Annotated in this window: 24 protein-coding genes; 18 read left to right on the forward strand and 6 right to left on the reverse strand. The window is 48.1% G+C overall.

From position 1 onward, the window contains the following. The first annotated feature begins 232 nt into the window (after positions 1–232). The 3 genes from pufB (at position 233) to QUE60_RS03260 (ending at position 2,152) form a co-directional block, all read left to right on the forward strand. Positions 233–385, forward strand: a complete 153-nt coding sequence (gene pufB, locus QUE60_RS03250) for a light-harvesting antenna LH1, beta subunit (protein ID WP_108508170.1) — start codon at positions 233–235, stop codon at positions 383–385. Between the two features lie 10 nt (positions 386–395). Then, the gene (locus QUE60_RS03255; protein WP_286227244.1) at positions 396–608 is read left to right on the forward strand and encodes a light-harvesting protein; all 213 of its coding nucleotides are present in this window, start codon (positions 396–398) and stop codon (positions 606–608) included. Positions 609–712: 104 nt separating this feature from the next. Continuing rightward, positions 713–2,152 (forward strand): PucC family protein, encoded by a 1,440-nt coding sequence (locus QUE60_RS03260; RefSeq protein ID WP_286227245.1) that lies wholly within the window; start codon positions 713–715, stop codon positions 2,150–2,152. A gap of 105 nt (positions 2,153–2,257) precedes the next feature. Here the strand turns inward: QUE60_RS03260 and QUE60_RS03265 are convergent, their stop codons facing one another. Further along, complete coding sequence (locus tag QUE60_RS03265; protein WP_286227246.1) at positions 2,258–2,452, reverse strand: hypothetical protein; 195 nt, start codon at positions 2,450–2,452, stop codon at positions 2,258–2,260. Between the two features lie 83 nt (positions 2,453–2,535). On the opposite strand from QUE60_RS03265, the gene QUE60_RS03270 reads away from it, so the two are divergent. The 6 genes from QUE60_RS03270 (at position 2,536) to ppc (ending at position 11,053) form a co-directional block, all read left to right on the forward strand. After that, on the forward strand, positions 2,536–3,003 hold the full coding sequence (locus QUE60_RS03270) for a tetratricopeptide repeat protein (RefSeq protein WP_286227247.1): 468 nt from the start codon (positions 2,536–2,538) through the stop codon (positions 3,001–3,003). A gap of 80 nt (positions 3,004–3,083) precedes the next feature. Beyond that, entirely contained in the window at positions 3,084–4,091 is a 1,008-nt protein-coding gene (locus QUE60_RS03275) for a class 1 fructose-bisphosphatase (protein WP_286227248.1), read from the forward strand. A gap of 20 nt (positions 4,092–4,111) precedes the next feature. Then, entirely contained in the window at positions 4,112–6,106 is a 1,995-nt protein-coding gene (gene tkt, locus QUE60_RS03280; protein ID WP_286227249.1) for a transketolase, read from the forward strand. Positions 6,107–6,114: 8 nt separating this feature from the next. Then, positions 6,115–7,179 carry a class II fructose-bisphosphate aldolase gene (gene fba / locus QUE60_RS03285; RefSeq protein ID WP_286227250.1) on the forward strand — a complete coding sequence of 355 codons (1,065 nt, stop codon included), beginning with the start codon at positions 6,115–6,117 and terminating at the stop codon, positions 7,177–7,179. Positions 7,180–7,209: 30 nt separating this feature from the next. Beyond that, positions 7,210–8,235 (forward strand): type I glyceraldehyde-3-phosphate dehydrogenase, encoded by a 1,026-nt coding sequence (gap, locus tag QUE60_RS03290; protein WP_286227251.1) that lies wholly within the window; start codon positions 7,210–7,212, stop codon positions 8,233–8,235. A gap of 4 nt (positions 8,236–8,239) precedes the next feature. After that, complete coding sequence (ppc, locus tag QUE60_RS03295) at positions 8,240–11,053, forward strand: phosphoenolpyruvate carboxylase (RefSeq protein ID WP_286227252.1); 2,814 nt, start codon at positions 8,240–8,242, stop codon at positions 11,051–11,053. 9 nt (positions 11,054–11,062) lie between these two features. Here ppc and QUE60_RS03300 read toward each other — a convergent pair whose 3' ends face one another. Next, on the reverse strand, positions 11,063–11,911 hold the full coding sequence (locus QUE60_RS03300) for an ion transporter (RefSeq protein WP_286227253.1): 849 nt from the start codon (positions 11,909–11,911) through the stop codon (positions 11,063–11,065). Between the two features lie 81 nt (positions 11,912–11,992). On the opposite strand from QUE60_RS03300, the gene QUE60_RS03305 reads away from it, so the two are divergent. Next, complete coding sequence (locus QUE60_RS03305) at positions 11,993–13,126, forward strand: alanine--glyoxylate aminotransferase family protein (protein WP_286227254.1); 1,134 nt, start codon at positions 11,993–11,995, stop codon at positions 13,124–13,126. On the opposite strand, the gene QUE60_RS03310 is transcribed toward QUE60_RS03305, so the two are convergent. Next, positions 13,127–14,035 (reverse strand): 3-hydroxyacyl-CoA dehydrogenase family protein, encoded by a 909-nt coding sequence (locus QUE60_RS03310; protein WP_286227255.1) that lies wholly within the window; start codon positions 14,033–14,035, stop codon positions 13,127–13,129. It lies immediately after the preceding gene. Positions 14,036–14,240: 205 nt separating this feature from the next. Between QUE60_RS03310 and QUE60_RS03315 the strand changes: the two genes are divergently transcribed. After that, positions 14,241–15,425: a pyridoxal-phosphate-dependent aminotransferase family protein gene (locus QUE60_RS03315; protein WP_286227256.1), complete on the forward strand. Its 1,185-nt coding sequence runs from the start codon at positions 14,241–14,243 to the stop codon at positions 15,423–15,425. Here QUE60_RS03315 and QUE60_RS03320 read toward each other — a convergent pair whose 3' ends face one another. Continuing rightward, positions 15,426–15,734 carry a chaperone modulator CbpM gene (locus QUE60_RS03320; protein ID WP_286227257.1) on the reverse strand — a complete coding sequence of 103 codons (309 nt, stop codon included), beginning with the start codon at positions 15,732–15,734 and terminating at the stop codon, positions 15,426–15,428. Positions 15,735–15,745: 11 nt separating this feature from the next. Beyond that, the gene (locus tag QUE60_RS03325; RefSeq protein ID WP_286227478.1) at positions 15,746–16,687 is read right to left on the reverse strand and encodes a DnaJ C-terminal domain-containing protein; all 942 of its coding nucleotides are present in this window, start codon (positions 16,685–16,687) and stop codon (positions 15,746–15,748) included. A gap of 70 nt (positions 16,688–16,757) precedes the next feature. Between QUE60_RS03325 and yjgA the strand changes: the two genes are divergently transcribed. Genes yjgA through QUE60_RS03340 form a run of 3 tightly spaced genes read left to right on the forward strand, consistent with a single transcriptional unit; the run spans position 16,758 to position 18,606 of the window. Further along, positions 16,758–17,273 carry a ribosome biogenesis factor YjgA gene (gene yjgA, locus QUE60_RS03330; RefSeq protein ID WP_286227259.1) on the forward strand — a complete coding sequence of 172 codons (516 nt, stop codon included), beginning with the start codon at positions 16,758–16,760 and terminating at the stop codon, positions 17,271–17,273. After that, the gene (locus QUE60_RS03335; protein WP_286227260.1) at positions 17,274–17,744 is read left to right on the forward strand and encodes a methyltransferase family protein; all 471 of its coding nucleotides are present in this window, start codon (positions 17,274–17,276) and stop codon (positions 17,742–17,744) included. A gap of 46 nt (positions 17,745–17,790) precedes the next feature. Then, entirely contained in the window at positions 17,791–18,606 is an 816-nt protein-coding gene (locus QUE60_RS03340; RefSeq protein ID WP_286227261.1) for an ABC transporter substrate-binding protein, read from the forward strand. Between the two features lies 1 nt (position 18,607). On the opposite strand, the gene QUE60_RS03345 is transcribed toward QUE60_RS03340, so the two are convergent. Further along, a complete protein-coding gene (locus QUE60_RS03345; protein WP_286227262.1) occupies positions 18,608–19,753 on the reverse strand; it encodes an alpha-hydroxy acid oxidase in 1,146 nt (381 codons plus the stop codon). A 100-nt stretch (positions 19,754–19,853) separates the two neighbouring features. Here QUE60_RS03345 and QUE60_RS03350 point away from each other — a divergent pair, with 100 nt between their 5' ends. The 4 genes from QUE60_RS03350 (at position 19,854) to QUE60_RS03365 (ending at position 22,013) form a co-directional block, all read left to right on the forward strand. After that, positions 19,854–20,555, forward strand: coding sequence for a haloacid dehalogenase type II (locus QUE60_RS03350; protein ID WP_286227263.1), 702 nt, complete (start codon positions 19,854–19,856; stop codon positions 20,553–20,555). Between the two features lie 80 nt (positions 20,556–20,635). Next, positions 20,636–20,899, forward strand: a complete 264-nt coding sequence (locus QUE60_RS03355) for a heavy-metal-associated domain-containing protein (RefSeq protein ID WP_286227264.1) — start codon at positions 20,636–20,638, stop codon at positions 20,897–20,899. A 29-nt stretch (positions 20,900–20,928) separates the two neighbouring features. Then, on the forward strand, positions 20,929–21,189 hold the full coding sequence (locus QUE60_RS03360) for a SemiSWEET transporter (protein ID WP_286227265.1): 261 nt from the start codon (positions 20,929–20,931) through the stop codon (positions 21,187–21,189). Positions 21,190–21,239: 50 nt separating this feature from the next. After that, positions 21,240–22,013, forward strand: coding sequence for a DUF748 domain-containing protein (locus QUE60_RS03365; RefSeq protein ID WP_286227266.1), 774 nt, complete (start codon positions 21,240–21,242; stop codon positions 22,011–22,013). Positions 22,014–22,017 lie beyond the last annotated feature (4 nt).

A 22,017-nucleotide genomic window follows, 5' to 3' on the forward strand; every position in this document is an offset into this window, starting at 1 on the left:
GGCTTTTTGTCTTTTTTGCAACTAATTGATTTTAATGGAATAATTTTATGGTTATTCCTAAATAAAGGTATTTTGACACCTAAATATGTATATTTTTATTGACAAAGATATATGTAAACTTAGAATTACACTTAATAAAAGTAGGTTATTACAATTTTGTGGCAGAGGGTGTCATAAAACCCGCGTGCGGGTAGAGCACGAGCAGTAGGGTGTCTTTCAAAGGGAGAAAACTATGTCAGACCCAAATAAGGTATGGCCCACCGGCTTAACGGAGGCTGAATCTGAAGAGTTACACCGTAATCTGATTCAAGGCACGCAGTTCTTTGGCATGATCGCAGCTCTTGCCCATTTGCTTGCGTACATTTATTCGCCTTGGCTGAAATAAGGAGAAAAAAATGATTTACGGAAAAATGTGGTGTGTCGTAAAACCATCCGTCGGGATCCCATTATTCTTGGGTGCCTGCGCAGTTGGTTCATTTGCTGTTCATACAATGATCCTCAACAATACAACGTGGGTTAAAGCATTTTTGAATGGTAATGCTGATAAAGTAGCTAGCACTTCGGCATCGGCAGCAGCAGCACCTGCAGCACCTGCAGTGAAGAAGTAAAGTACTTTAATTTTTCACTAGTCCGAGGTCGGCGGGCCTCGGACTTTTTGCATTTTGATAGTGAGTCTTGACGCCGGTTGATCCTGATGGTGAGATAGCTATACATGAAACGCTTGAGCGAGAAATTAGTGCAATCCTGGGCCAGTCTTGGGCCTAAGTTTCTGCCATTTGCAGACGCCGCAACCCCCGATTTGCCCCTCTCGCGACTTCTGCGACTCTCCTTATTTCAAGTTTCAGTTGGCATGGCCTTGGTCTTATTGATTGGCACGCTTAATCGCGTGATGATCGTCGAGCTTGGGGTGCCAGCTTCCTTGGTCGCGATGATGGTTTCTTTGCCGCTCGTGTTTGCACCATTTCGAGCATTGATTGGTTTTCGCTCCGACACCCATCGCTCTGAGCTTGGTTGGCGACGCGTCCCATACATTTGGATGGGAACTTTAGTTCAGTTTGGCGGACTTGCCATCATGCCATTTGCCTTGCTGGTTCTATCTGGCGGTGGTCAGTCGGCCAATGCTCCAGCTTGGATTGGTCAGGCCTCTGCGGCATTGGCGTTTTTGCTGGTCGGCGCTGGCATTCACATTACTCAGACCGTTGGATTGGCACTCGCGACCGACTTAGCGCCACAAGAATCCCAGCCCAAAGTGGTTGGGCTCATGTATGTGATGTTGCTCCTTGGAATGATTGTGAGCGCATTTGTATTTGCAGCAGTCTTAGAGGATTTTTCACCGGGTCGCTTGATTCAGGTGATTCAAGGCTGCGCAATCACCACCATGATTTTGAATGTGATTGCCCTGTGGAAGCAGGAGACCCGCGATCGAAACCGACGCTTTAAGAATCCCGATCAGCCAACGTTTAAGCAATCCTGGGAACTCTTTTGTAGAGGTGATCATGCGATTCGTCGCTTAACCGCAGTTGGTTTGGGAACGATGGCATTCACCATGGAGGACGTTCTGTTAGAGCCCTATGGTGGCGAGATTCTAAAACTCAGTGTTAGTTCAACGACCTTCTTGACCGCAACCTTGGCAATGGGGGGCTTAATCGGATTTGGAATTGCATCGCGCGTGCTCAGTCGTGGAGCAGATCCATTTCGGATGGCGAGTATGGGCGCACTGCTTGGTTTACCCGCTTTTGTGGCGGTTATTCTTGCGGCACCTTTAGCCTCCGCATCATTATTTAGCTTTGGGGTCTTTTTGATCGGATTTGGAGGCGGCTTATTTGTTCACGGCACATTGACAGCCACCATGAATCTAGCGCCGCCGGAGCAGCGCGGATTGGCTTTGGGTGCCTGGGGTGCCGTGCAAGCCACGGGAGCGGGGATTGCAATGGCTCTGGGTGGTGTGATTCGTGATCTTGTCAATTACTTTGCAATGAACAGTTTCTTCGGAGCTGATCTAGCCAATCCAAGCACGGGATATATTGCTGTTTATGCCATTGAGATCGCGCTCTTAATAGCAACGATCGTTGCGATGGCCCCATTAATGAAGCAACGGGTAATGTCGCAACCCTTGCAAACGAGTTCAGGCGGTATGAGTCGTAGTTCTTAATCAAGGAGAAAGCGATGGAAGCAGGTTACGTTATTGCAATTTTGATCGTTGCCATTGGCGCCATGGTCACCATTCGGAATATGAATCGTCGTAAGTAAGTGCTGCTTAGGAATCGCCTTTGCGTTTTTTACCCAAAAACGATTCCACGATGATCGAGCAAAATACCGCTCCTAGAAGGGCGGTAATCACTGCCATGATCGGCCCACTAATTTGCATGCCGAAATCGTAGCCAAATTTCAGGCCGATACCCACTGCAATGAGGTAAGGGATCAAAAAGAGGTAGTTGCGAAGCTTCTTCATAGGTACCATCTTAGCGGGAGAAGTTCCACTCAGCAATTTTGATAGGGTTGGATCATAATGAACCTTCAATCGGAGAGTTCATCATGTCGATCAAACGGTTTGCGATTAGTGCCTTCTCAATTTTCTCGATCATGTTTGCATTGGGAGCGTTCGCTGCCGATACTGGACCAAGTGAGTCAGCCCCTTCTTGGCAAGCGGATGCCCAAAAAGAGATTAAGGCGAGTAAATACGATGCTGCTATCAAAATACTGCTGGCAGCCAATCAGCCCAACTCAGCAGATTGGAATAACTTACTCGGTTATGCACAACGCAAAAAGACTCCGCCTGACTTAACTGCGGCTGAGCGCTATTATCAGGCCGCCCTCAAAATTGATCCAAAACATCGTGGCGCCTTGGAGTATTACGGGGAGTTATTTTTAATGAAAAATGATCTAGCCGGAGCCGAACAGATGCTTGCTCGACTCAATAAGGCCTGCTTCTTGCCATGCGAGGAGTATCGCGAGCTAAAAGATGAAATTGCAAAGTACAAGGCCCAAAAAGGCATAAAGTAGGTCTCAGCTAAAAATCGGGGCTTGGGTCTCAATATCTGAGAAAATAGAGTTTTGATTAATGAGTTTAAAGACCCGCCATCATGCCAGCAGGGAGAACCACGCTTTCAGAGTATTTAAGCCAGCAATCGGCTCAGCACCCATCGCTCCACCCTGATCTTGGTTCGCTTGTATTAGAAATTGCCAAAGCTGTTCAAGAAATTGCTTTATTAACCTCCCAGGGGGCGCTTGCTGGAATCCTGGGCAGTTTGGAAAGTCAAAATGTTCAGGGTGAAACCCAAAAGAAACTAGATGTTCTCTCCGATGAGATTTTGATTCAGACCTTTCGATCTGGCAATCTCGTCGCAGGAATTGCATCCGAAGAGAACGATGAGCCACTGAGTAATCCCAAGGGTGGATCCTTCCTATGTTTATTTGACCCACTCGATGGCTCATCCAATATTGACGTCAACGTCTCAGTCGGAACCATCTTCTCAGTACTAACCTCAAGCCCGAACGCTACGCTTAAGGTGAGCGATTACCTGCGAACGGGTCGCCAGCAGATTGCAGCAGGGTATGCAATTTATGGACCCGCAACCATGTTGGTCTTTAGTTTGGGACACGGTACACATGGCTTTACTTTTGATGCAGCATCTGGCGAATTCATACTGACACATCCAGATATTCAAGTTCCTGAGGACACGAGCGAATTTGCCATAAACGCCAGTAATGAGCGCTTCTGGGAACTGCCTGTCAGTCGCTATATCAGCGAATGTAAGCAAGGTAAAACTAGCGTGCGAGGGCGTGACTTTAATATGCGTTGGATTGCGAGTATGGTGGCGGATGTTCACCGAATCTTGATGCGCGGTGGAGTCTTTATGTATCCCAAAGATACAAAGGATCCAAGTAAACCAGGGCGCTTGCGTCTGATGTACGAAGCCAATCCGATGACATTTGTGGTGGAGCAGGCCGGCGGCTTAGGTTCCACCGGACGTCAACGTATCTTGGATGTTCAACCGGAGAGTATTCATCAACGAATCCCCGTGATTTTGGGATCTAAAAATGAAGTAGAGCGTATCGAGGAATACCACCGCGAACATGATCGTGCGTAACACCAATAACAAGAATGGATATGAGTACAACATCACTTAATCGTCGCGAACTGGCTAATGCCATTCGCTTTTTGGCCATCGATGCCGTTGAAAAATCGAAGTCAGGTCATCCGGGTGCGCCCATGGGCATGGCCGATATTGCCGAGGTCTTATGGCGCGATCATCTCCACCATAATCCTGCCGACCCAGCATGGATTAATCGGGATCGCTTCGTTCTTTCCAATGGCCACGGATCGATGTTGATCTATGCTTTATTGCATCTTACCGGCTATGCCGTCAGTATTGACGATATTCAGAAGTTCCGGCAGTTGCATAGCATCACGGCCGGTCACCCCGAAGTCGGTATTACTCCCGGTGTAGAAACCACCACCGGCCCACTTGGTCAGGGGCTTGCGAATGCGGTTGGCATGGCCTTAGCCGAATCGCTTCTTGCAAAGCGCTTTAATCGTCCTGGCCACTCCATCATTAATCACCACACCTATACCTTCTTGGGAGATGGTTGCCTAATGGAGGGCGTGAGTCATGAGGCCTGCTCCTTAGCAGGAGTGTGGGGCTTAAATAAACTCATTTGCTTTTATGACGACAACGGCATCTCAATTGACGGGCATGTCGACGGTTGGTTTCGAGACGATACTGCCAAGCGATTTGAGGCCTACGGTTGGAATGTGATTGGTCCTATTGATGGTCACGATAGCAATGCAATCTCACAAGCTATTCAGACAGCAAAGAATGAGTCTAAGCGCCCAAGCTTAATTATTTGTAAGACCACCATTGGTTGGGGAGCCCCGAATATGGCCGGCACCCATGATGTGCATGGCGCACCCTTGGGCGAGAAAGAAGCCCAAGCGACTCGCCAAGCATTGGGCTGGACCCACGCATCGTTTGTAATTCCGGCATCGATTAAAGATGCATGGAGCGCGATCGCGGCAGGTAAGGCCAAACAGGCTGCTTGGGATGCAGCCTTTGCTAACTATCAACGTGAGTACCCTGAGCTTGCCAAAGAGTTGTTGCGGCGCGTTGATGAACACTTCCCTGAGGGTTGGGCCAATACTAAGTCCCAACTCTTTACGAGCATGAAAGCAATTGAGGCACCGACAGCGAGTCGTAAGTCATCGCAACAGGTTTTGGAGGTTTTGGTCCCAGCGCTACCTGAGCTATTAGGTGGTTCTGCTGATCTCACCGGTTCCAACTTAACTGCTACAAAAGCCAGCATCACCTGGCATCAAAAGCCTGATCAAGTGGCGAACTATTTATCCTATGGAGTGCGCGAGTTTGGTATGAGCGCCATCATGAATGGTATTGCATTACATAAAGGCTTCATTCCTTATGGCGGCACCTTCGCGGTGTTCTCTGACTACGCTCGAAATGCCATACGTATGAGCGCCCTCATGCATCAGCGTGTCATTTATGTGCTCACGCACGACTCGATTGGTCTGGGTGAGGATGGACCAACCCACCAACCGATTGAACATGCGGCTAGCTTGCGATTGATCCCAAACCTCGATCTCTGGCGCCCTTGCGACGGATTTGAAACCGCCGTCGCTTGGACTGCAGCGATTGAGCGTACCGATGGACCCAGCGCACTCTTTTTATCTCGCCAAAATTTACCCCAGCTTACCCAGGCGATCACGGAATCCCAGGTATTAAAGGGTGCTTATGTCTTATCAGATTCTCCTAATCCTGAGGCAGTTCTGATCGCAACCGGCTCCGAGGTAAGTCTAGCGATGCAGGCCCAAGCGCTCTTACGCACCAAAGGTAAGTCGGTACGCGTGGTATCCATGCCATGCACATCAGCCTTTGATCGTCAGTCTCGAGAGTGGCAAGACGCGGTCTTGCTCAAGGGTGTTCGCCGGATTGCGATTGAAGCTGGGCAGGGCGATCTCTGGTGGAAGTATGTCGGTTTAGATGGCGCCGTCGTTGGTATCAACCGGTTTGGGGAATCAGCACCTGCACCAGCAGTTTATCAAGCCCTAGGTGTTACCGTTGACCGTATTGTTGAACTTGTTTTGTCCTAGAGGGAAATATGGCATTAATTTCATTAAGACAGCTTTTAGATCACGCCGCTGAGCATCATTACGGACTGCCAGCATTCAATGTCAACAACATGGAGCAGATCCATGCCATCATGCAGGCCGCCGATCAGGTCGATAGCCCCGTCATTTTGCAGGCCTCAGCAGGTGCGCGTAAATATGCTGGTGAGCCATTCCTTCGGATGTTAGTGCTCGCAGCGGTTGAGCAGTACCCTCATATTCCAATTTGCATGCATCAGGATCACGGCGCCTCACCGGCAGTCTGCCAAGCATCGATTCGTAGTGGCTTTTCTAGTGTGATGATGGATGGCTCACTAAAAGAAGATGCCAAGACCCCGGCTGACTTTGCCTACAACGTGGATGTCACCCGTCGGGTTGTGGATATGGCGCATGCGGTTGGTGTCTCGGTGGAAGGCGAGTTAGGTTGCTTAGGTTCCTTAGAAACCGGACAAGCCGGCGATGAGGATGGTAGCGGTGCAGAGGGCGTACTTGATCATTCTCAGCTACTCACAGATCCAGACGAGGCAGCCGAGTTTGTTGCCAAGACGCAAGTGGATGCCCTAGCCATTGCGATTGGAACAAGTCATGGTGCATATAAGTTCACCAGACCACCAACTGGTGATATTTTGGCAATCGACCGCATTAAGGCCATCAATCAGCGGATTCCGAATACGCATTTAGTGATGCATGGATCATCGAGTGTGCCGCAAGAGTGGTTAGCAATTATTCGTGAACATGGCGGCACTATTAAGGAGACCTACGGTGTGCCAGTAGAAGAAATCGTTGAAGGAATTAAGCACGGCGTGCGCAAAATTAATATCGATACCGATATTCGTTTGGCCATGACCGGAGCAATCCGGAAGTTTTTCTCGGAACACCCAGAAGAATTTGATCCTCGCGCTTTTCTCAAGGTTGCTACAGCAGCCGCCAAGGGAATTTGCGAGGCGCGCTTCCAATCCTTTGGATGCGCTGGGCAAGCGAGCAAGATTAAAGTGATTCCCTTGGAGAAGATGGCAGCGCGCTACGCCAAGGGAGAGTTAAAAGCCGTTGTGCAGTAATGATTGAGCAAAAGGAATAAAGAGGAAATCATGACGATCCGAGTTGCAATTAATGGATATGGCCGGATTGGCCGGATGGTATTGCGCGCTCTCTACGAAGAGGCGATGTTGCAGAATAAAAAACGCGATATCCAAATCGTCGCCATTAATGCGATGGGCGATATTGATATCAACGCGCATCTCACCCAATATGACTCCGCCCACGGTCGTTTTCCCGGTACGGTTAGTGTGGACGGCGATTACATGGTGGTCAATGGCGATTGGATTCGGATGTACTCGACCCGAAATCCCCTCGAAACCCCATGGGGTAAAGAGGGCGTTGATTTGGTACTCGAGTGCTCTGGTAAGTTCACCTCCAAAGAAAAAGCCATGGTTCATATTCAGCAGGGTGCCAAGAAAGTATTGATTTCTGCCCCCGGTGAGAAGGATGTGGATGCCACGATTGTGTATGGCGTTAATGAGAAGGTCTTAAAACCCACTGATGTGGTGGTCTCCAATGCGAGCTGCACCACCAATTGCTTGGCGCCACTGGTCAAGCCCTTACTTGAGAAGATTGGAATTGAATCTGGCCTCATGACGACGATTCATGCGTTTACCAACGATCAAGTGCTCACTGATGTCTATCACAAGGATAAGCGTCGAGCGCGTTCAGCCGTGAGCAGCATGATCCCTACTAAAACTGGTGCTGCAAAAGCAGTTGGTTTGGTGCTACCAGAGCTTGCTGGCCGCTTTGATGGTTTTGCGATGCGCGTACCTACCATCAATGTCTCGGTCGTTGACCTCACCTTTATTGCCAAGCGTCCTACCTCGGTGGATGAAGTTCATCAAATACTGAAGGCGGCTAGTGAGCATGAGCTCAAAGGCATTTTGGGCTTTAATACCTTGCCTTTGGTATCCATCGACTTTAATCACGATCCACGACCCAGTATTTATGATGCTTCACAAACTCGCGTCTCGAGCGATGGCAAGTTAGTCAAGGTCCTGGCGTGGTACGACAACGAATGGGGCTACTCCGTGCAAATGCTCAATGCAGCAGAAGCGCTGATGGCGGTATAAGGCATTGGCCAGCCGACCCTCCTCTACCCGAAAGCAAGACCCCGACTCGGCCTTGGTTGACGATATTCGTCTGCTTGGGCGGATTCTAGGGGATGTAATTCGTGAACAAGAGGGCCTTGCAATATTCAATTTGATTGAGCAGATTCGGGTCTTATCGGTCCGCTTTCATCGCCATGGTGATGAAAATGCCAATAAAGAGCTCAAGAAACTCTTAAAGGGACTAAGTGCTGATGATTCAGTCAAGGTCATTCGAGCCTTTACCTACTTTAGTCACTTGGCAAATTTGGCAGAGGATCGTCATCAATTGCGACGTCAAGCCGCCCAAGAACGTATCGCCAGCCAACAGCCGGGTAGTATTGATTTAGCCTTAGAACGAATACATGGGGCGGGCATCAGTAAAGCTACTATTATTAAGACCCTTGCCGATAGTTATTTATCGCCTGTATTGACCGCGCACCCAACTGAGGTACAACGCAAAAGTATTTTGGATGCAGAGCGTAATATTGCGCAATTATTGCTAACTCGTGATCAGATCAAAGATCGGGCGAAAGCATATCAGCTCAAAAAGGATCTGTTATGTGAGCGTGAGCTTACGGACAATGAATTACAAATTAAAGCACGCGTGATTCAGCTATGGCAAACCCGTTTATTACGCTATACCAAACTGAAGGTTGCTGACGAAATTGAAAATGCCTTGAGTTATTACGAGGCGACTTTCTTACGGGAGATCCCTAAGCTCTATGCTGAACTGGAAGACCGGCTGGGGCAGCCGCACATCGCATCCTTTTTACGGATGGGTCAATGGACCGGGGGCGATCGGGACGGTAATCCGAATGTTACTGCCCAAACCTTGGAATATGCCCTAAAACGGCAGGCCGAGATGATATTACGGCATTACCTAACCGAAGTGCATTATCTGGGCACGGAGCTCTCTCTGTCCGCATTCTTGGTAGGCTTTCCAAAGGCCATGCAAGACTTAGCGAATCGTTCCCCCGATGAGAACGAGCATCGCATGGATGAGCCCTATCGGAGAGCCTTAACCGGGATTTACTCGCGACTCGCTGCCACACTCAAAGACTTAACTGGGGGGGATGCGGCGCGACACGCGGTACCACCCCAAAATCCGTATCAAAGCGCAAAAGAATTTTTGGACGATTTGCAAGTGATTGAAGAATCCTTACGCTCCCATTCTGCAGAGGCGCTCATTAATCAGCGTTTACGGGCTCTCATCCGCGCTGTCGAAGTCTTTGGATTTCATTTGGCGACTGTGGACTTGCGCCAGAGCTCGGATCAGCATGAGGCGGTATTGCAAGAGCTGCTAGCTGTTGCCAGAATTGAGGACAACTACCAAGGTTTAGATGAAGCTGCAAAACAAGCCTTATTAATTCGCTTACTCAATGAAGCAAGACCGCTGCAGGTGGTAGGGGCAGAGTATTCCCCGCACACGATGAGTGAGCTCGCCATTTTTGCCCTTGCTAAACGCCTACGTGAGCGTTTTGGTGTGGATGCGATACGCCACTACATCATTAGCCATACCGAGACCGTCAGCGATTTGCTAGAAGTGATGCTACTGCAAAAGGAGCTCGGTCTAATGCATGGCACCTTGGATTCGAAGGCGCGTATTGATCTCATTACCGTGCCCTTATTTGAAACCATTGAAGATCTTCGCAACGCAGCACCCATCATGCGTGACTTCTATGCTTTGCCAGGCATTGCCAATTTAGTGAAACGGTCGGGTGCCGAGCAAGACATTATGTTGGGCTATTCCGATAGTAATAAAGATGGCGGGATCTTCACCAGCAACTGGGAGCTGTATTGCGCCGAGATTGCCCTGGTGGAGCTCTTTGAGCGCTTAGCCAATAGTCACAATATTCAGCTACGCTTATTTCATGGGCGCGGTGGAACAGTAGGGCGTGGTGGTGGCCCTAGTTATGAAGCCATTCTGGCACAGCCACCAGGGACTGTTCGAGGTCAAATTCGCTTGACGGAGCAGGGTGAGGTGATTGGTTCTAAATACGCCAACCCAGCAATCGGTCGACAAAATTTAGAGGCATTAATTGCGGCCACTCTTGAGGCAACACTTTTACAGCCAACCAAGCCCGCAACACCCTTATTCCTAAAAACTGCTGCCCAGATTTCAGAGTCCAGTATGCGGGCCTACCGCCGTTTGATCTATGAGACCGAGGGATTTGCTGAATACTTTTTCCAAGCCACGCCGATTCGTGAGATCGCCGAGCTCAATATTGGTTCACGACCTGCATCGCGGAAAGCGACTCAGCGCATCGAGGATCTTCGAGCTATTCCATGGGGATTTAGTTGGGGCCAATGCCGTCTAACATTGCCCGGTTGGTTTGGTTTTGGATCTGCCATTTACGAGTTATTGCATGACGCCAAACCAAAAGAGCGCGTTGCTAACTTGGCCCTATTAAAACGGATGTATCGTCAGTGGCCATTCTTTCGAACTCTCTTATCGAATATGGATATGGCTTTATCCAAAGCAGACCTTGATCTAGCCGCTCTTTACAGTGAGCTGGTCACTGATACCCGCTTACGCAAAAAGATCTTTGCGGCCATGTGTGAGGAGTGGGATAAGACCATCGATGCACTTGTGCAAATTACTGGGGAGAAGCAGCGCCTTGCCAATAACCCAATCTTAGCCCGGTCAATTCGCCATCGCTTTCCTTACATCGACCCCTTGCACCACATTCAGGTTGAGTTGGTTAGACGCTATCGTGCTGGGCAAAGTGATGAGCGGGTCAAGCGCGGTATCCACTTATCCATCAATGGGATTGCATCGGGCTTACGAAATACGGGATAAAGCCATCAATCACTTATGGTGATTGGCGGGAAGTTCAACACCGCATGCGCGACAGTATTTATCTGTGGCATTGAGATCATCGGCTAAGCAGTTTGGGCAGGTTCTTGGATCTAAATCAGGCCGATGGCGCCGCAGTGCCATTTCACTTGTCACAATTCCAGTGGGAACTGCTAAGGTACCCCAGCCCATGAGCATCATGGTTGATGCAATCAATTTACCAAGGTCGGTTTTGGGTGTGATGTCACCAAAACCAACGGTCGTCATGGTCGTAATCGCCCAATAAATGCTTATTGGAATACTTGTGAACCCATGTTCTGGACCCTCAACTACGTACATGAGTGTGCCCATTACCATCACAACCATCAGAACGACCGACAAAAACACCATAATTTTGCGCCGACTAGCTGCTAGAGCATTCGCAAGATGGTTGTATTCCACCAAGAAACTGGTGAGCTTGAAGATCCGGAATATGCGTAAAAGACGCAGAACCCGAACATCAATCAGTGAATGTAACTCCGGGAAGAAGAGTGCCAGGTAGGTCGGTAAAAATGCGATGAGATCAATGATTCCAAAAAAGCTCAGCGCATACTTGCGTCGATCGGGAGCACAGTAGAGTCGCGCAAGGTATTCAACGGTGAAGATGAAAGTAAAAAACCACTCTAAGGCAAAGAGGATCGAGTGAAACTTGGCTGATATGCTTTGCACACTATCGAGTACCACTACCAAAATTGAGACTAGGATGATAAAAATCAAGATCCGGTCAAAGAGTCGGCCGGCATGGGTATCGGACTCAAAAATAACCCGATACAAGGTCTCTTTCAGAGTCTGTTCTTCATGGATCTGAGGCTTGGCGGTCATATCGGCCTTGGGTGTTCAAAACAATTAGAATAATGGTTTACCAAGTAATCATTAATTTAGCCTAAATACGAAGGAATTTGCATGCCAGGCCTTTTGCCCAATGTAGACCCGGATGGTCTTTTGGAATTCTCGGTAGTCTATACCGATCGTTCTTTGAATCACATGTCAGCGGAATTTAAGAAAGTTATTACTGATATTTCCGCAATTCTCAAGGATGTTTACAAAGCGCATTCCACCGTCGTGGTACCTGGAAGTGGGACCTATGGCATGGAGGCAGTGGCACGGCAGTTTGCTCCTGGCAAAAAATGTTTAATTATTCGTAACGGCTGGTTTAGTTATCGGTGGACGCAAATTTTTGATCTTGAACAGTTCACTCAAGATGTTCATGTCATTAAGGGCCGCCAAGTCGAACAGACTGCGCAAGGCGCGTATGCACCCCCTCCAATTGAAGAGGTTGTCGCCTTTATTCAGAAAGAAAAGCCAGACGTCGTATTTGCTCCGCATGTCGAAACGTCCGCTGGAATTATTTTGCCACCCGAGTATTTGAGAGCGATTGGTGATGCGGTGGAATCCGTTGATGGATTATTTGTCTTGGATTGCATCGCTTCTGGTGCAATGTGGGTTGACATGAGGGCTAGCAAAGTGGACGTCTTGATTAGCGCTCCGCAAAAAGGGTGGAGTAGCTCTCCATGCTGTGCATTGATTGGTCTCTCCGAGCGTGCACGGCAAAAAATTGAGCAAACTCAAAGCAATAGCTTCTCAATCGATCTTAAAAAGTGGTTACAGATTATGGAGACCTACGAGAAGGGTGCGCATGTGTATCACACCACCATGCCAACCGATGCACTGAAGATTCTGCGTAACGCCATGAAAGAGACTCAATCGCACGGATTTGATTACCTCAAGCAGCAGCAGATTGAGTTGGGTACTAGAGTTCGAGCATTAATGGTTGCCAAAGGTTTCCCAAGCGTAGCCGCAATAGGTTATCAAGCTCCGTGTGTTGTAGTGAGTTACACCACTGATCCGGATATGCAGTCTGGTAAGAAGTTTATGGAGGTGGGTCTGCAAACTGCAGCTGGTGTGCCATTGCAGGTGGGCGAGGGCCCTGAGTTTAGGACCTTCCGTATCGGATTATTTGGTCTCGAGAAATTACTTCATATTGAGCGCGCCATCACGCATCTTGAAGCTGCGATGGATAAGATTACGGCGAAGTAATTACTTTTCGATTTTTAAGACGGCAAAGGCAGCCTGGAGGCGCTTGGAGTAAATCTCCTTTAGAGCCTTTACTTTTTCAGGGGTCCACGACCAAAAGCCATGCAAAGCCTTGGTGCCTGTTTTGCCACTCTTAACCATATTCAGGATCGATTCCGGCATCGCAGTGTCATTGCAAAGCGCTGGATAGATCTCCTTGGCGGCATTGCAATTGACATCCCAACCCGATAATTCTTTCTGAGTGATGGGTCCAACTGCAGCATACCGAAATCCAAAGCTGTAACGGACCGCATCATCCACATCCTCCGGCGTTGCAACACCGCGATCAATTAAGTGGAGCGCTTCCCGCATTAAGGCATGCTGAATACGATTAGCCAAAAATCCTGGAATATCTTGTTTGACCAGAACGGGCTTTTTATCAATGGATTGATAAAAGGCATACACTGTATCCGCAATCCTTGGATCGGTTTTCTCGCCCAATACGATTTCGACCAGAGGGACTAGTTCTGCAGGCATAAAGTAATGGGCCCCCATCATACGATGGGCTGTTTTTAAACCCTGTGCAATTTTGCTAATTGGGTAGGCGGAGCTATTACTCCCAATCGGTATCTCTTTCGGAACACGTTGGTCTAAAAAACGAAATAAGGCTTGCTTGGTTTGCAAATCCTCAATAATTGTTTCCACAATCCAGCAGCAGTCAGTCCAGTCGCACCATGTATCAATTTCGCCAGCGCGAGATGAACCTGCAGCATCATGTTTGTCCGATGAGCATAAGGCGATGGCACCCTCTAAGCATTGTTGCGCCTTTTCTTTAGTACGACCCAAAACTACAACGGGGACGTCTGCTCCCAAGAAGCCGGCCGCAATCCCAGTTGCCATGGTGCCAGTTCCAATTACCGTCACATAAGCCATTAAAAGCCCCTATTAAGCATCATGAAATAAATGAGAGTCTAATTCCTTTTGGCAACTGTCAGCCTGGCTTGACAGGCTATTGCATCCAATTGGTCGAGTAGAGAATATCCCATGCAGGTCAAGGCAAGTGAGCTCTGAAACTGGTATAAATGGAACTTCGCTTTTTTAAGCCATTGCCATTGATAACGATAACGACAGACAAACTATGCTGAAACTTGATCAACATCCATCCGGTAGACATTTTTTACATATTCCAGGACCCAGTCCAGTTCCATCCAGAATCTTGCGTGCGATTAGCTATCAAACTATTGATCATCGCGGTCCAGAGTTCGGTGAGTTAGGACTCCAATTATTGGCTGGTATGCAAACCATCTTCAAGACCAAGCATCCAGTGATCATTTATCCAAGTTCGGGAACTGGTGCGTGGGAAGGCGCTCTCGTAAATACCCTGTCAGCTGGTGATCTTGTCCTAATGTACGAGACCGGTCATTTTGCAACCCTTTGGAATAAGTTAGCTCAACGTTTGGGCATTAAAACAGAGTTCATTGGCTTACCCGGTGCCGAAGGTTGGCGTCATGGGGTTGATGCGGCCAAAATTGAAGAGCGCCTCAAGGCGGATACTGGCCATCAAATTAAGGCAGTCTGTGTGGTTCATAACGAGACCTCAACGGGTGTTACTTCCAATATCGCTGCAGTGCGTAAAGCCATTGATGCGGCAAAGCATCCTGCGCTTTTAATGGTTGATACGATCTCGGGTTTGGCATCTGCTGATTTTCGTCATGATGAGTGGGGCGTTGATGTAACCGTGAGCGGTTCACAAAAGGGCTTGATGCTCCCCCCGGGTATCGGATTTAATGCGATTTCACCAAAAGCGCTGGAAGCCAGCAAGCGTGCCACCTTGCCAAAAGCCTATTGGGCTTGGGATGAAATTCTAGAGTCCAATAAGACGGGTTATTGGCCTTCAACGCCCGCAACTAATTTGCTCTATGGCTTGCACGAGGCGATTGATATGATTTTGAACGAAGGCATGGACAATGTATTTGCTCGCCATCAACGCCTTGCCAAGGCTTGCCGTGCTGCGGTTGAGGCATGGGGCTTGGAAGTGCAGTGCAAAGATCCTGCGGTTTACTCGCCAGTATTGACTGGTGTGCGCACCCCAGAGGGTGTGGATGCCGATGCCTTGCGTAAATTAATCTTTGAACGCTACAACTTGTCCCTTGGTACAGGCTTGGGTAAGGTAAAAGGTCAGCTATTCCGCATCGGGCATTTGGGCGACTGCAATGAACTATCGTTGCTGGCCGCTATCAGCGGATGCGAAATGGGTATGAACCGTTTTGGCATCAAACTCAAAGGTAGCGGTATTCTTGCAGCCCAAGAGGCCCTGCAGTAACTACGATTGATTAAGCTGTTTGCGTAGCGCTTCGATCTCCTCTAGGAGGTCAAGCGCCAAAGCAACCCCTGGAGTATTTACCTCCAGGTCTCGCACCAAACGGCTAGCAATCTTGGCGCGGCGCAAGGAGTGGCCCGTAAAGCGCCATTCATTTTGGTTCGACCCTTGCGGTTGAAGAACCCCCTCGGCGACCCACTCTTCAACATGCGTATGGCTGATCGAGCAAGCTTGGCATATTTCAGTAACAGTCAAATGCAGTTGCTCTTCAACCACCACACCTTCAAGCAATACAGAACGATTTGCATTCATATGATTTACTCCTATCCGTTTGCACGAGGATTAAATACAGCAAATGACTTTGCCATTGTTTGATAAGCCTCTTTATCTAAATCAGTGCTCGCTGGTGGGGTAACCAGTCGAACACTTGCATAAAGATCGCCTGGCTCTTGACTCGGAATACCCTTGCCTTTGAGGCGGAGTTTCTTGCCCGCCATGGTGTTGGCCGGGACGTTCAACTCAACTTTGCCTGTGGGAGTAGGTAGGTCTACAGACGCTCCCAAGGCCGCCTCCCAGGGAGTAAGGTTTAACTCAACCGTAACATCTTTGCCATCGACTTTAAAGAGGGCGTTTGGCTTAATCACAATCTCTAAATAGAGATCACCCGCTTTGCCATTTCCAAAGCCTGGACTTCCCTGACCGGCGAGGCGTAAATGTTGACCGCTTCGAATACCCTTGGGTATTTTGACCTCTAAGGTGCGCTCTTGCATGCGCAGATGGCCTTGATTATCTAGTGTGGGCATTTTGAGTCCAATGCTTCGTTGTGCACCCAGATACGAATCAATTAAATCAATCTCGATCTTAGCGTGGTGATCTTCACCCGGAATATTGAACTGTGCACTTTGCTGATTCGCCTGTTGAGCGCGACGCCCAAAAATGGATTCAAAAAACTCACTATGGTCGGGATTAGCACTATCACCCCAACCATTGCCCCGAAACTCATACCCAGAGTCCCAGTTGGGCGGAGGATTAAAGCCTTGACCACCCGACCAGTTGCTGCCCATCTGATCATAGGCTGCTTTTTTCTCAGGATCCTTCAAAACGGCATAGGCCTCACCAATTTCTTTAAAGCGCTTTTCAGCATCAGGCTCTTTGCTGACGTCGGGATGGTATTTGCGAGCCAGCTTACGGTAGGCCTGTTTAATTTGATCAGGCGTTGCATCCCGCTCAAGGCCGAGTATTTTGTAATAGTCTTGGTATTCCATCAATGCACAAAGGAAGTCAATCAATAATCCCTTATTTTAATCGGATCAATCCATTCAGTAGAATGGGCGCATGCCTAAAATTGATCCTTTAACCGCTCCCGATGATTTGCCGCCGAGTAAATCAGAGCTCAAACGCCAAATGGCTGATCGCCAAAAATTGGCTGAGGCTTTAAGCGCGCTCGCAAGCGATGCCTTAAAGTCGATTCCAATTGATGAAGACTTGCGCGATGCAATTGCAGAAACATCCCGCGTTCGATCTTTTGAAGGAATCCGGCGTCACAAGCAATATCTTGGTAAGCGGATGCGGGCGTTATCGGATGAGGATATTACTGCCATTAAAAAGCAGCTTGAGGTGATTGAGGGACCTGGTCGAGTCGAAACTGCAAAGTTACATCGCTTAGAGCGCCTGCGTGAGCGCTTATTACAAAGTGATGAGGCACTGCAAGAACTCATTACTCAGTATCCCACTCTGGATATTCAGAATATTCGTACACTAATCCGAAATGCGAGGAGGGAGCGGGAGTCTAATAAGCCCCCAAAGGCCTATCGCGAGATTTTTCAATACCTAAGAGAGCTTGAGGCCTAAATGACTAAGTCTAAACAAGATCGTGGCGAAATCTACGTATTCATTCAAGCGATTTTATTGATTGCCTTATTTTTTGGTCCCGCTGATCTTTTCGGCAAGCCAGAAGCTATTTATTACCCCTTGTGGTTAGCTGGAAGAGCCCTTTTTTATCTAGGCTTAGGTATTGCGCTTTGGGCCGCCATTGCCTTGGGGCCCAATCTCACTCCAATGCCAAAACCAAAGCGCAATGGTGAGCTGATCCAGACAGGGATTTATAAGTTGGTTCGCCATCCAATCTATTTTGGGGTAATTATCTTAGGCTTTGGCTGGGCAGCTACTTTACAAAGTTGGTATACCCTTGCCGTTGCAATTGCTCTACTCATCTTTTTTGATCTGAAGTCCCGCAAAGAAGAGGAGTGGCTACTAGAAAAATTTCCGAACTATCAAGACTATCAACATAGTACCAAGAAGCTAATTCCCTTCGTTTATTAACGTAGTAAGACAATATGGGCGCGTGCGTGATAAAAGACTCTAATTTATGCTCACATTAAGACAACACATTATTACTGCCGCGTTTTGTTTTCTATCTTTGGATCTAGTTCATGCCCAAAAGAGCATCGTCGTTTCTTCGACAACCTCGACGGAGCAATCGGGTTTATTTGGTCATATCCTTCCCCCTTTTGAGAAGAAGACAGGGATTCAGGTGAGAGTCGTTGCAGTTGGAACAGGACAGGCTTTGGACATTGGGCGCCGAGGGGACGCCGATGTTGTATTTGTACACGACAAGGCCGCTGAAGAGAAATTTGTTGCCGATGGATTTGCGGATCAGCGGATTGAAGTCATGTACAACGACTTTGTCTTAATTGGTCCGAAGAGCGATCCTGCTAAAGTCGCCGGTGGTAAGGATATTCAAGCAGCGCTTAAGAAAATCGCGGATAGTAAGTCAACCTTTGTATCGCGTGGTGATAAAAGTGGCACTCATGCAGCGGAACTGCGTTACTGGAAGGACGCAGATATTGCAGTTTCTCCCAATCTGCCTTGGTATAAAGAAACTGGCTCCGGGATGGGTCCTGCATTAAATACCGCATCCGGTATGAATGCTTATATCTTGTCGGACCGGGCAACCTGGCTCACCTTTAAGAACCGCGGTGATCTGGTTATTTTGGTGCAAGGTGACCCCAAGCTCTTTAATCAGTATGGCGTGATGCTGGTGAGTTCTATTAAACATCCCAATGTCAAAAAAGCTGAAGGCCAGGCATTTGTAGACTGGATTACTTCAAAAGAAGGTCAAGATGCCATCGCCTCCTATAAAGTAGGTGGCGAGCAACTATTTTTTCCAAACGCCAAGAAGTGAATTAGTAGGTACCTGGCACCAAAATATCGTTGGTGACATTATGAATATCACGATGGCCAGTAAACGCCATCGTGAGATCCAGTTCCTTATGAATAATCTCTAAACATTTTGTTACACCCGGGCCACCCATGGCGCCAAGGCCATAGAGAAATGAGCGGCCAATCATCGTACCGCGTGCACCCAAAGCCCAGGCTTTAAGAACATCCTGACCCGAACGAATACCGCCATCCATCCAGACCTCGATGTTCTTGCCAACCGCATCTACAATTGGAGGCAGCGCCTGAATACTAGACATCGCTCCATCAAGCTGTCGACCTCCATGATTCGATACCACGATGGCATCGGCGCCTGATCCGACGGCCGCACGGGCGTCCTCGGGATCCAAGATACCCTTAATAATCAGTTTGCCGTCCCAGTGTTTCTTAATCCACTCGACATCTCCCCAATTGAGACCTGGGTCAAATTGTTCGGCAGTCCATGAAGATAGCGACGACATATTTCCTACGCCAGTCGCATGACCCACAATGTTTCGAAAGGTGCGACGTGGTGTTTGTAGCATGCCCATGCACCAACGTGGTTTGGTCATCATATTGATGATGTTTGGAATGGTGAGTTTTGGCGGCGCGCTCAAGCCATTTTTAATGTCTTTATGACGCTGACCCAAGATTTGTAAGTCCAAGGTGAGCACGAGGGCTGAACATTTTGCTGCCTTGGCTCGTTCAATCAGGCGCTCAATAAAACCTCGATCTTTCATGACGTAGAGCTGGAACCAAAATGGTTTAGTGGTTCGCTCAGCCACATCTTCGATGGAGCAAATACTCATGGTCGATAAACAGAAGGGGACCCCAAATTTCTCAGCAGCTTGTGCAGCCAAAATTTCCCCGTCGGGGTATTGCATTCCTGTTAAGCCGGTAGGCGCTAGCGCAACCGGCATTGCAACCTCTTGGCCGACCATGGTTGTCTTGGTGGTGCGATTTTGCATATTCACAGCCACCCGTTGGCGTAACTTAATCTTCTGAAAATCCGATTCGTTGGCTCGGTAAGTAGACTCGGTCCAGGAGCCTGAATCCGCATAGTCATAGAACATTTTTGGAGTGCGTTTTTGATGGAGAACGCGCAAGTCTTCAATATTGGTAATAATTGGCATGATAAGTTTTATAGAGTAAATACGGCTCAATGTATCAGACAGACATATGATTTGTCTATTATGAATGATCCTAACTGAACCCTAAACCCGAAACCCAAAAATGAAACCAAGCGTATTAGCCTTTGATGTATTTGGAACCGTGGTCGATTGGCATGGCTCAATTGCAGCTGAGGTTGCCCAACTGATTCCCCAGGTGGACCCCATCGCGTTTGCAAGTGCTTGGCGATCGGGTTATAAGCCCGCTATGGCTAGAGTACGCAGCGGGGAATTGGGGTGGACTCGGATAGACGATCTGCACCGGATGATTTTGGATCAAGTCCTTACGGATCAAAAAATCGATCATTTGACCGAAGCCCAAAAGAAACATCTCAATCTCGCATGGCACAGGTTAAAACCATGGCCAGATACGGTGCGCGGTTTAACGCTGTTAAAACAAGACTATACGATCGTTACCCTGTCAAACGGTAATTTAGGTTTGCTTGCCAATATGGCAAAAAATGGCGGTTTACCATGGGATCTGATTCTCTCCGCCGAGGTATTTCGGCACTACAAGCCCGATCCACAAACCTATCTGGGTGTTTGCAAAACCTTTGATCTAGAGCCCCAGGACGTGATGCTAGTTGCTGCCCACAAAGACGATTTGGAGGCCGCGCATGCTTGTGGCTTGCAGACGGCCTTCATTGAGCGGCCTGCTGAATTTGGACCGAGGGCAGTACGAGCAGACCTTGGGCGCGAGCCCTGGACCACCTACCATGCCAAAGACTTTATTGACCTGGCAGCCCAACTTAAGGTCAGCTCATAAAATAATGATCTAGATCAAACCTAAACCTAAAGAAAAGATCATACTGAGAGAATTAACGGGAGGATCCTATGGGAAATCTAATGATTGAAATTGAGAACCTAAAATGCGGGGGCTGTGAGAACACCATCGTGAAGGGTTTAAAAGCGATTACGGGTGTTCAGGCCGTAACGGTCGATCATGCTAATAGAGCAGTTATTCTGGATGCCGATGAAAGTTTACGCCAGCAAATTGTTGATAAGTTACTCAGTATGGGCTACCCAGAAAAGGGGTCTGTTGCGGGTCTTGATAAAGGAATTGCGACCGCTAAATCATTTGTGAGTTGCGCGATCGGCCGCATCGGCTAAGTGATCTATTAATCGGCTAAGATGCCAGGATGTTTCATATTGACATCATTGGCTACTTAGCCGCTTTGCTGACCACCTTCTCTTTTCTGGTTCAGGCCATTCAATCATGGCGAACTAGAGACCTCTCGGGCATCTCTGTGGGTATGTACAGTATGTTTACCCTGGGAGTGGCATTATGGTTAATTTACGGGATTGTGATTGAGAGTTGGCCCTTAATTGTGACCAATGCTTTAACTTTCTTATTTGCTCTGAGTATCTTGCTGATGAAACTAAAACAAATGTCAAAATAACTCGGTACTCACTGTATTCTGACTAAATTCTGATAATGAAAATCCTGAAGATGCTTTCACTCTTGATCGTATTGGCAATAGCGACCGCAATTGGTGTCGCGTACTACACCGCCAATAAATTGGATGGGTATGTCAAGCGCTCGATTGAGAACTATGCTTCGCAATCCCTTGGCACCAAAGTAACGGTGGGCGAGGTTAATCTTAGTCTGCGTCAAACCCAAGCAACGATTCGTGATCTTGAGGTTGCTAACCCTCCCGGTTTTGAGGGGGCTCATGCTTTTAAAGCGGGAACCATTGAGATTGTGCTTAATCCCAAGGAATCCAAATTAGATTCTGTGGTGATTGATCGCGTGCTCTTAAACCAGCCGAGTGTTCGCTATGTCAAAACGAAGGATTCTGACAATTTGTCGGTTCTACAAAATAATGCTAAGCAATATAGCGCAGCCAACCAAAAGGAAGATGCTCAAGGTAAAGCTAATAAGACTGCAAATGATTCAAAGCAGCCACGCATTCTGATTAAGCAATTTGATATTCAAGGGGCGGATCTGGTGTATCAGGATATGCGAATCTTAGGCACAACCGTTAACCTCAAATTAGATAATATCCAGATCGCAAATATCGATACTGGTAAAGATGGTGCAGGAACCAAAGAAGCCGTCGGAAAAATTATCGATGCCATTATTCCAGTGATCAAGAGCGCAGCCCTTAAAAGTGTCAATACCTATTTAAACATCGCCACTGATACCTTGCGCGACGTGACTGGTAGTGCTCAGCAACTTGGTAAGGATGCTGTCACCACCATCAAGAAGCTTTTTCAAAAATAAGCAA

It is taken from the genome of Polynucleobacter sp. HIN11, from assembly GCF_030297675.1.
GTDB lineage: Bacteria > Pseudomonadota > Gammaproteobacteria > Burkholderiales > Burkholderiaceae > Polynucleobacter.

Bases quoted from the DNA above. Each gene is read 5' to 3' on its own strand.
- QUE60_RS03360 (WP_286227265.1), top strand. From the start codon at position 20,929: ATGTTTCATATTGACATCATTGGCTACTTAGCCGCTTTGCTGACCACC.
- QUE60_RS03270 (WP_286227247.1), top strand. From the start codon at position 2,536: ATGTCGATCAAACGGTTTGCGATTAGTGCCTTCTCAATTTTCTCGATC.
- QUE60_RS03345 (WP_286227262.1), bottom strand. From the start codon at position 19,753: ATGCCAATTATTACCAATATTGAAGACTTGCGCGTTCTCCATCAAAAA.
- pufB (WP_108508170.1), top strand. From the start codon at position 233: ATGTCAGACCCAAATAAGGTATGGCCCACCGGCTTAACGGAGGCTGAA.
- QUE60_RS03335 (WP_286227260.1), top strand. From the start codon at position 17,274: ATGACTAAGTCTAAACAAGATCGTGGCGAAATCTACGTATTCATTCAA.
- tkt (WP_286227249.1), top strand. From the start codon at position 4,112: ATGAGTACAACATCACTTAATCGTCGCGAACTGGCTAATGCCATTCGC.
- QUE60_RS03350 (WP_286227263.1), top strand. From the start codon at position 19,854: ATGAAACCAAGCGTATTAGCCTTTGATGTATTTGGAACCGTGGTCGAT.
- QUE60_RS03365 (WP_286227266.1), top strand. From the start codon at position 21,240: ATGCTTTCACTCTTGATCGTATTGGCAATAGCGACCGCAATTGGTGTC.
- QUE60_RS03265 (WP_286227246.1), bottom strand. From the start codon at position 2,452: ATGAAGAAGCTTCGCAACTACCTCTTTTTGATCCCTTACCTCATTGCA.
- QUE60_RS03355 (WP_286227264.1), top strand. From the start codon at position 20,636: ATGATTGAAATTGAGAACCTAAAATGCGGGGGCTGTGAGAACACCATC.
- QUE60_RS03310 (WP_286227255.1), bottom strand. From the start codon at position 14,035: ATGGCTTATGTGACGGTAATTGGAACTGGCACCATGGCAACTGGGATT.
- QUE60_RS03305 (WP_286227254.1), top strand. From the start codon at position 11,993: ATGCCAGGCCTTTTGCCCAATGTAGACCCGGATGGTCTTTTGGAATTC.
- gap (WP_286227251.1), top strand. From the start codon at position 7,210: ATGACGATCCGAGTTGCAATTAATGGATATGGCCGGATTGGCCGGATG.
- fba (WP_286227250.1), top strand. From the start codon at position 6,115: ATGGCATTAATTTCATTAAGACAGCTTTTAGATCACGCCGCTGAGCAT.
- QUE60_RS03340 (WP_286227261.1), top strand. From the start codon at position 17,791: ATGCTCACATTAAGACAACACATTATTACTGCCGCGTTTTGTTTTCTA.
- QUE60_RS03300 (WP_286227253.1), bottom strand. From the start codon at position 11,911: ATGACCGCCAAGCCTCAGATCCATGAAGAACAGACTCTGAAAGAGACC.
- yjgA (WP_286227259.1), top strand. From the start codon at position 16,758: ATGCCTAAAATTGATCCTTTAACCGCTCCCGATGATTTGCCGCCGAGT.
- QUE60_RS03320 (WP_286227257.1), bottom strand. From the start codon at position 15,734: ATGAATGCAAATCGTTCTGTATTGCTTGAAGGTGTGGTGGTTGAAGAG.
- QUE60_RS03275 (WP_286227248.1), top strand. From the start codon at position 3,084: ATGCCAGCAGGGAGAACCACGCTTTCAGAGTATTTAAGCCAGCAATCG.
- QUE60_RS03255 (WP_286227244.1), top strand. From the start codon at position 396: ATGATTTACGGAAAAATGTGGTGTGTCGTAAAACCATCCGTCGGGATC.
- QUE60_RS03260 (WP_286227245.1), top strand. From the start codon at position 713: ATGAAACGCTTGAGCGAGAAATTAGTGCAATCCTGGGCCAGTCTTGGG.
- QUE60_RS03325 (WP_286227478.1), bottom strand. From the start codon at position 16,687: ATGGAATACCAAGACTATTACAAAATACTCGGCCTTGAGCGGGATGCA.
- QUE60_RS03315 (WP_286227256.1), top strand. From the start codon at position 14,241: ATGCTGAAACTTGATCAACATCCATCCGGTAGACATTTTTTACATATT.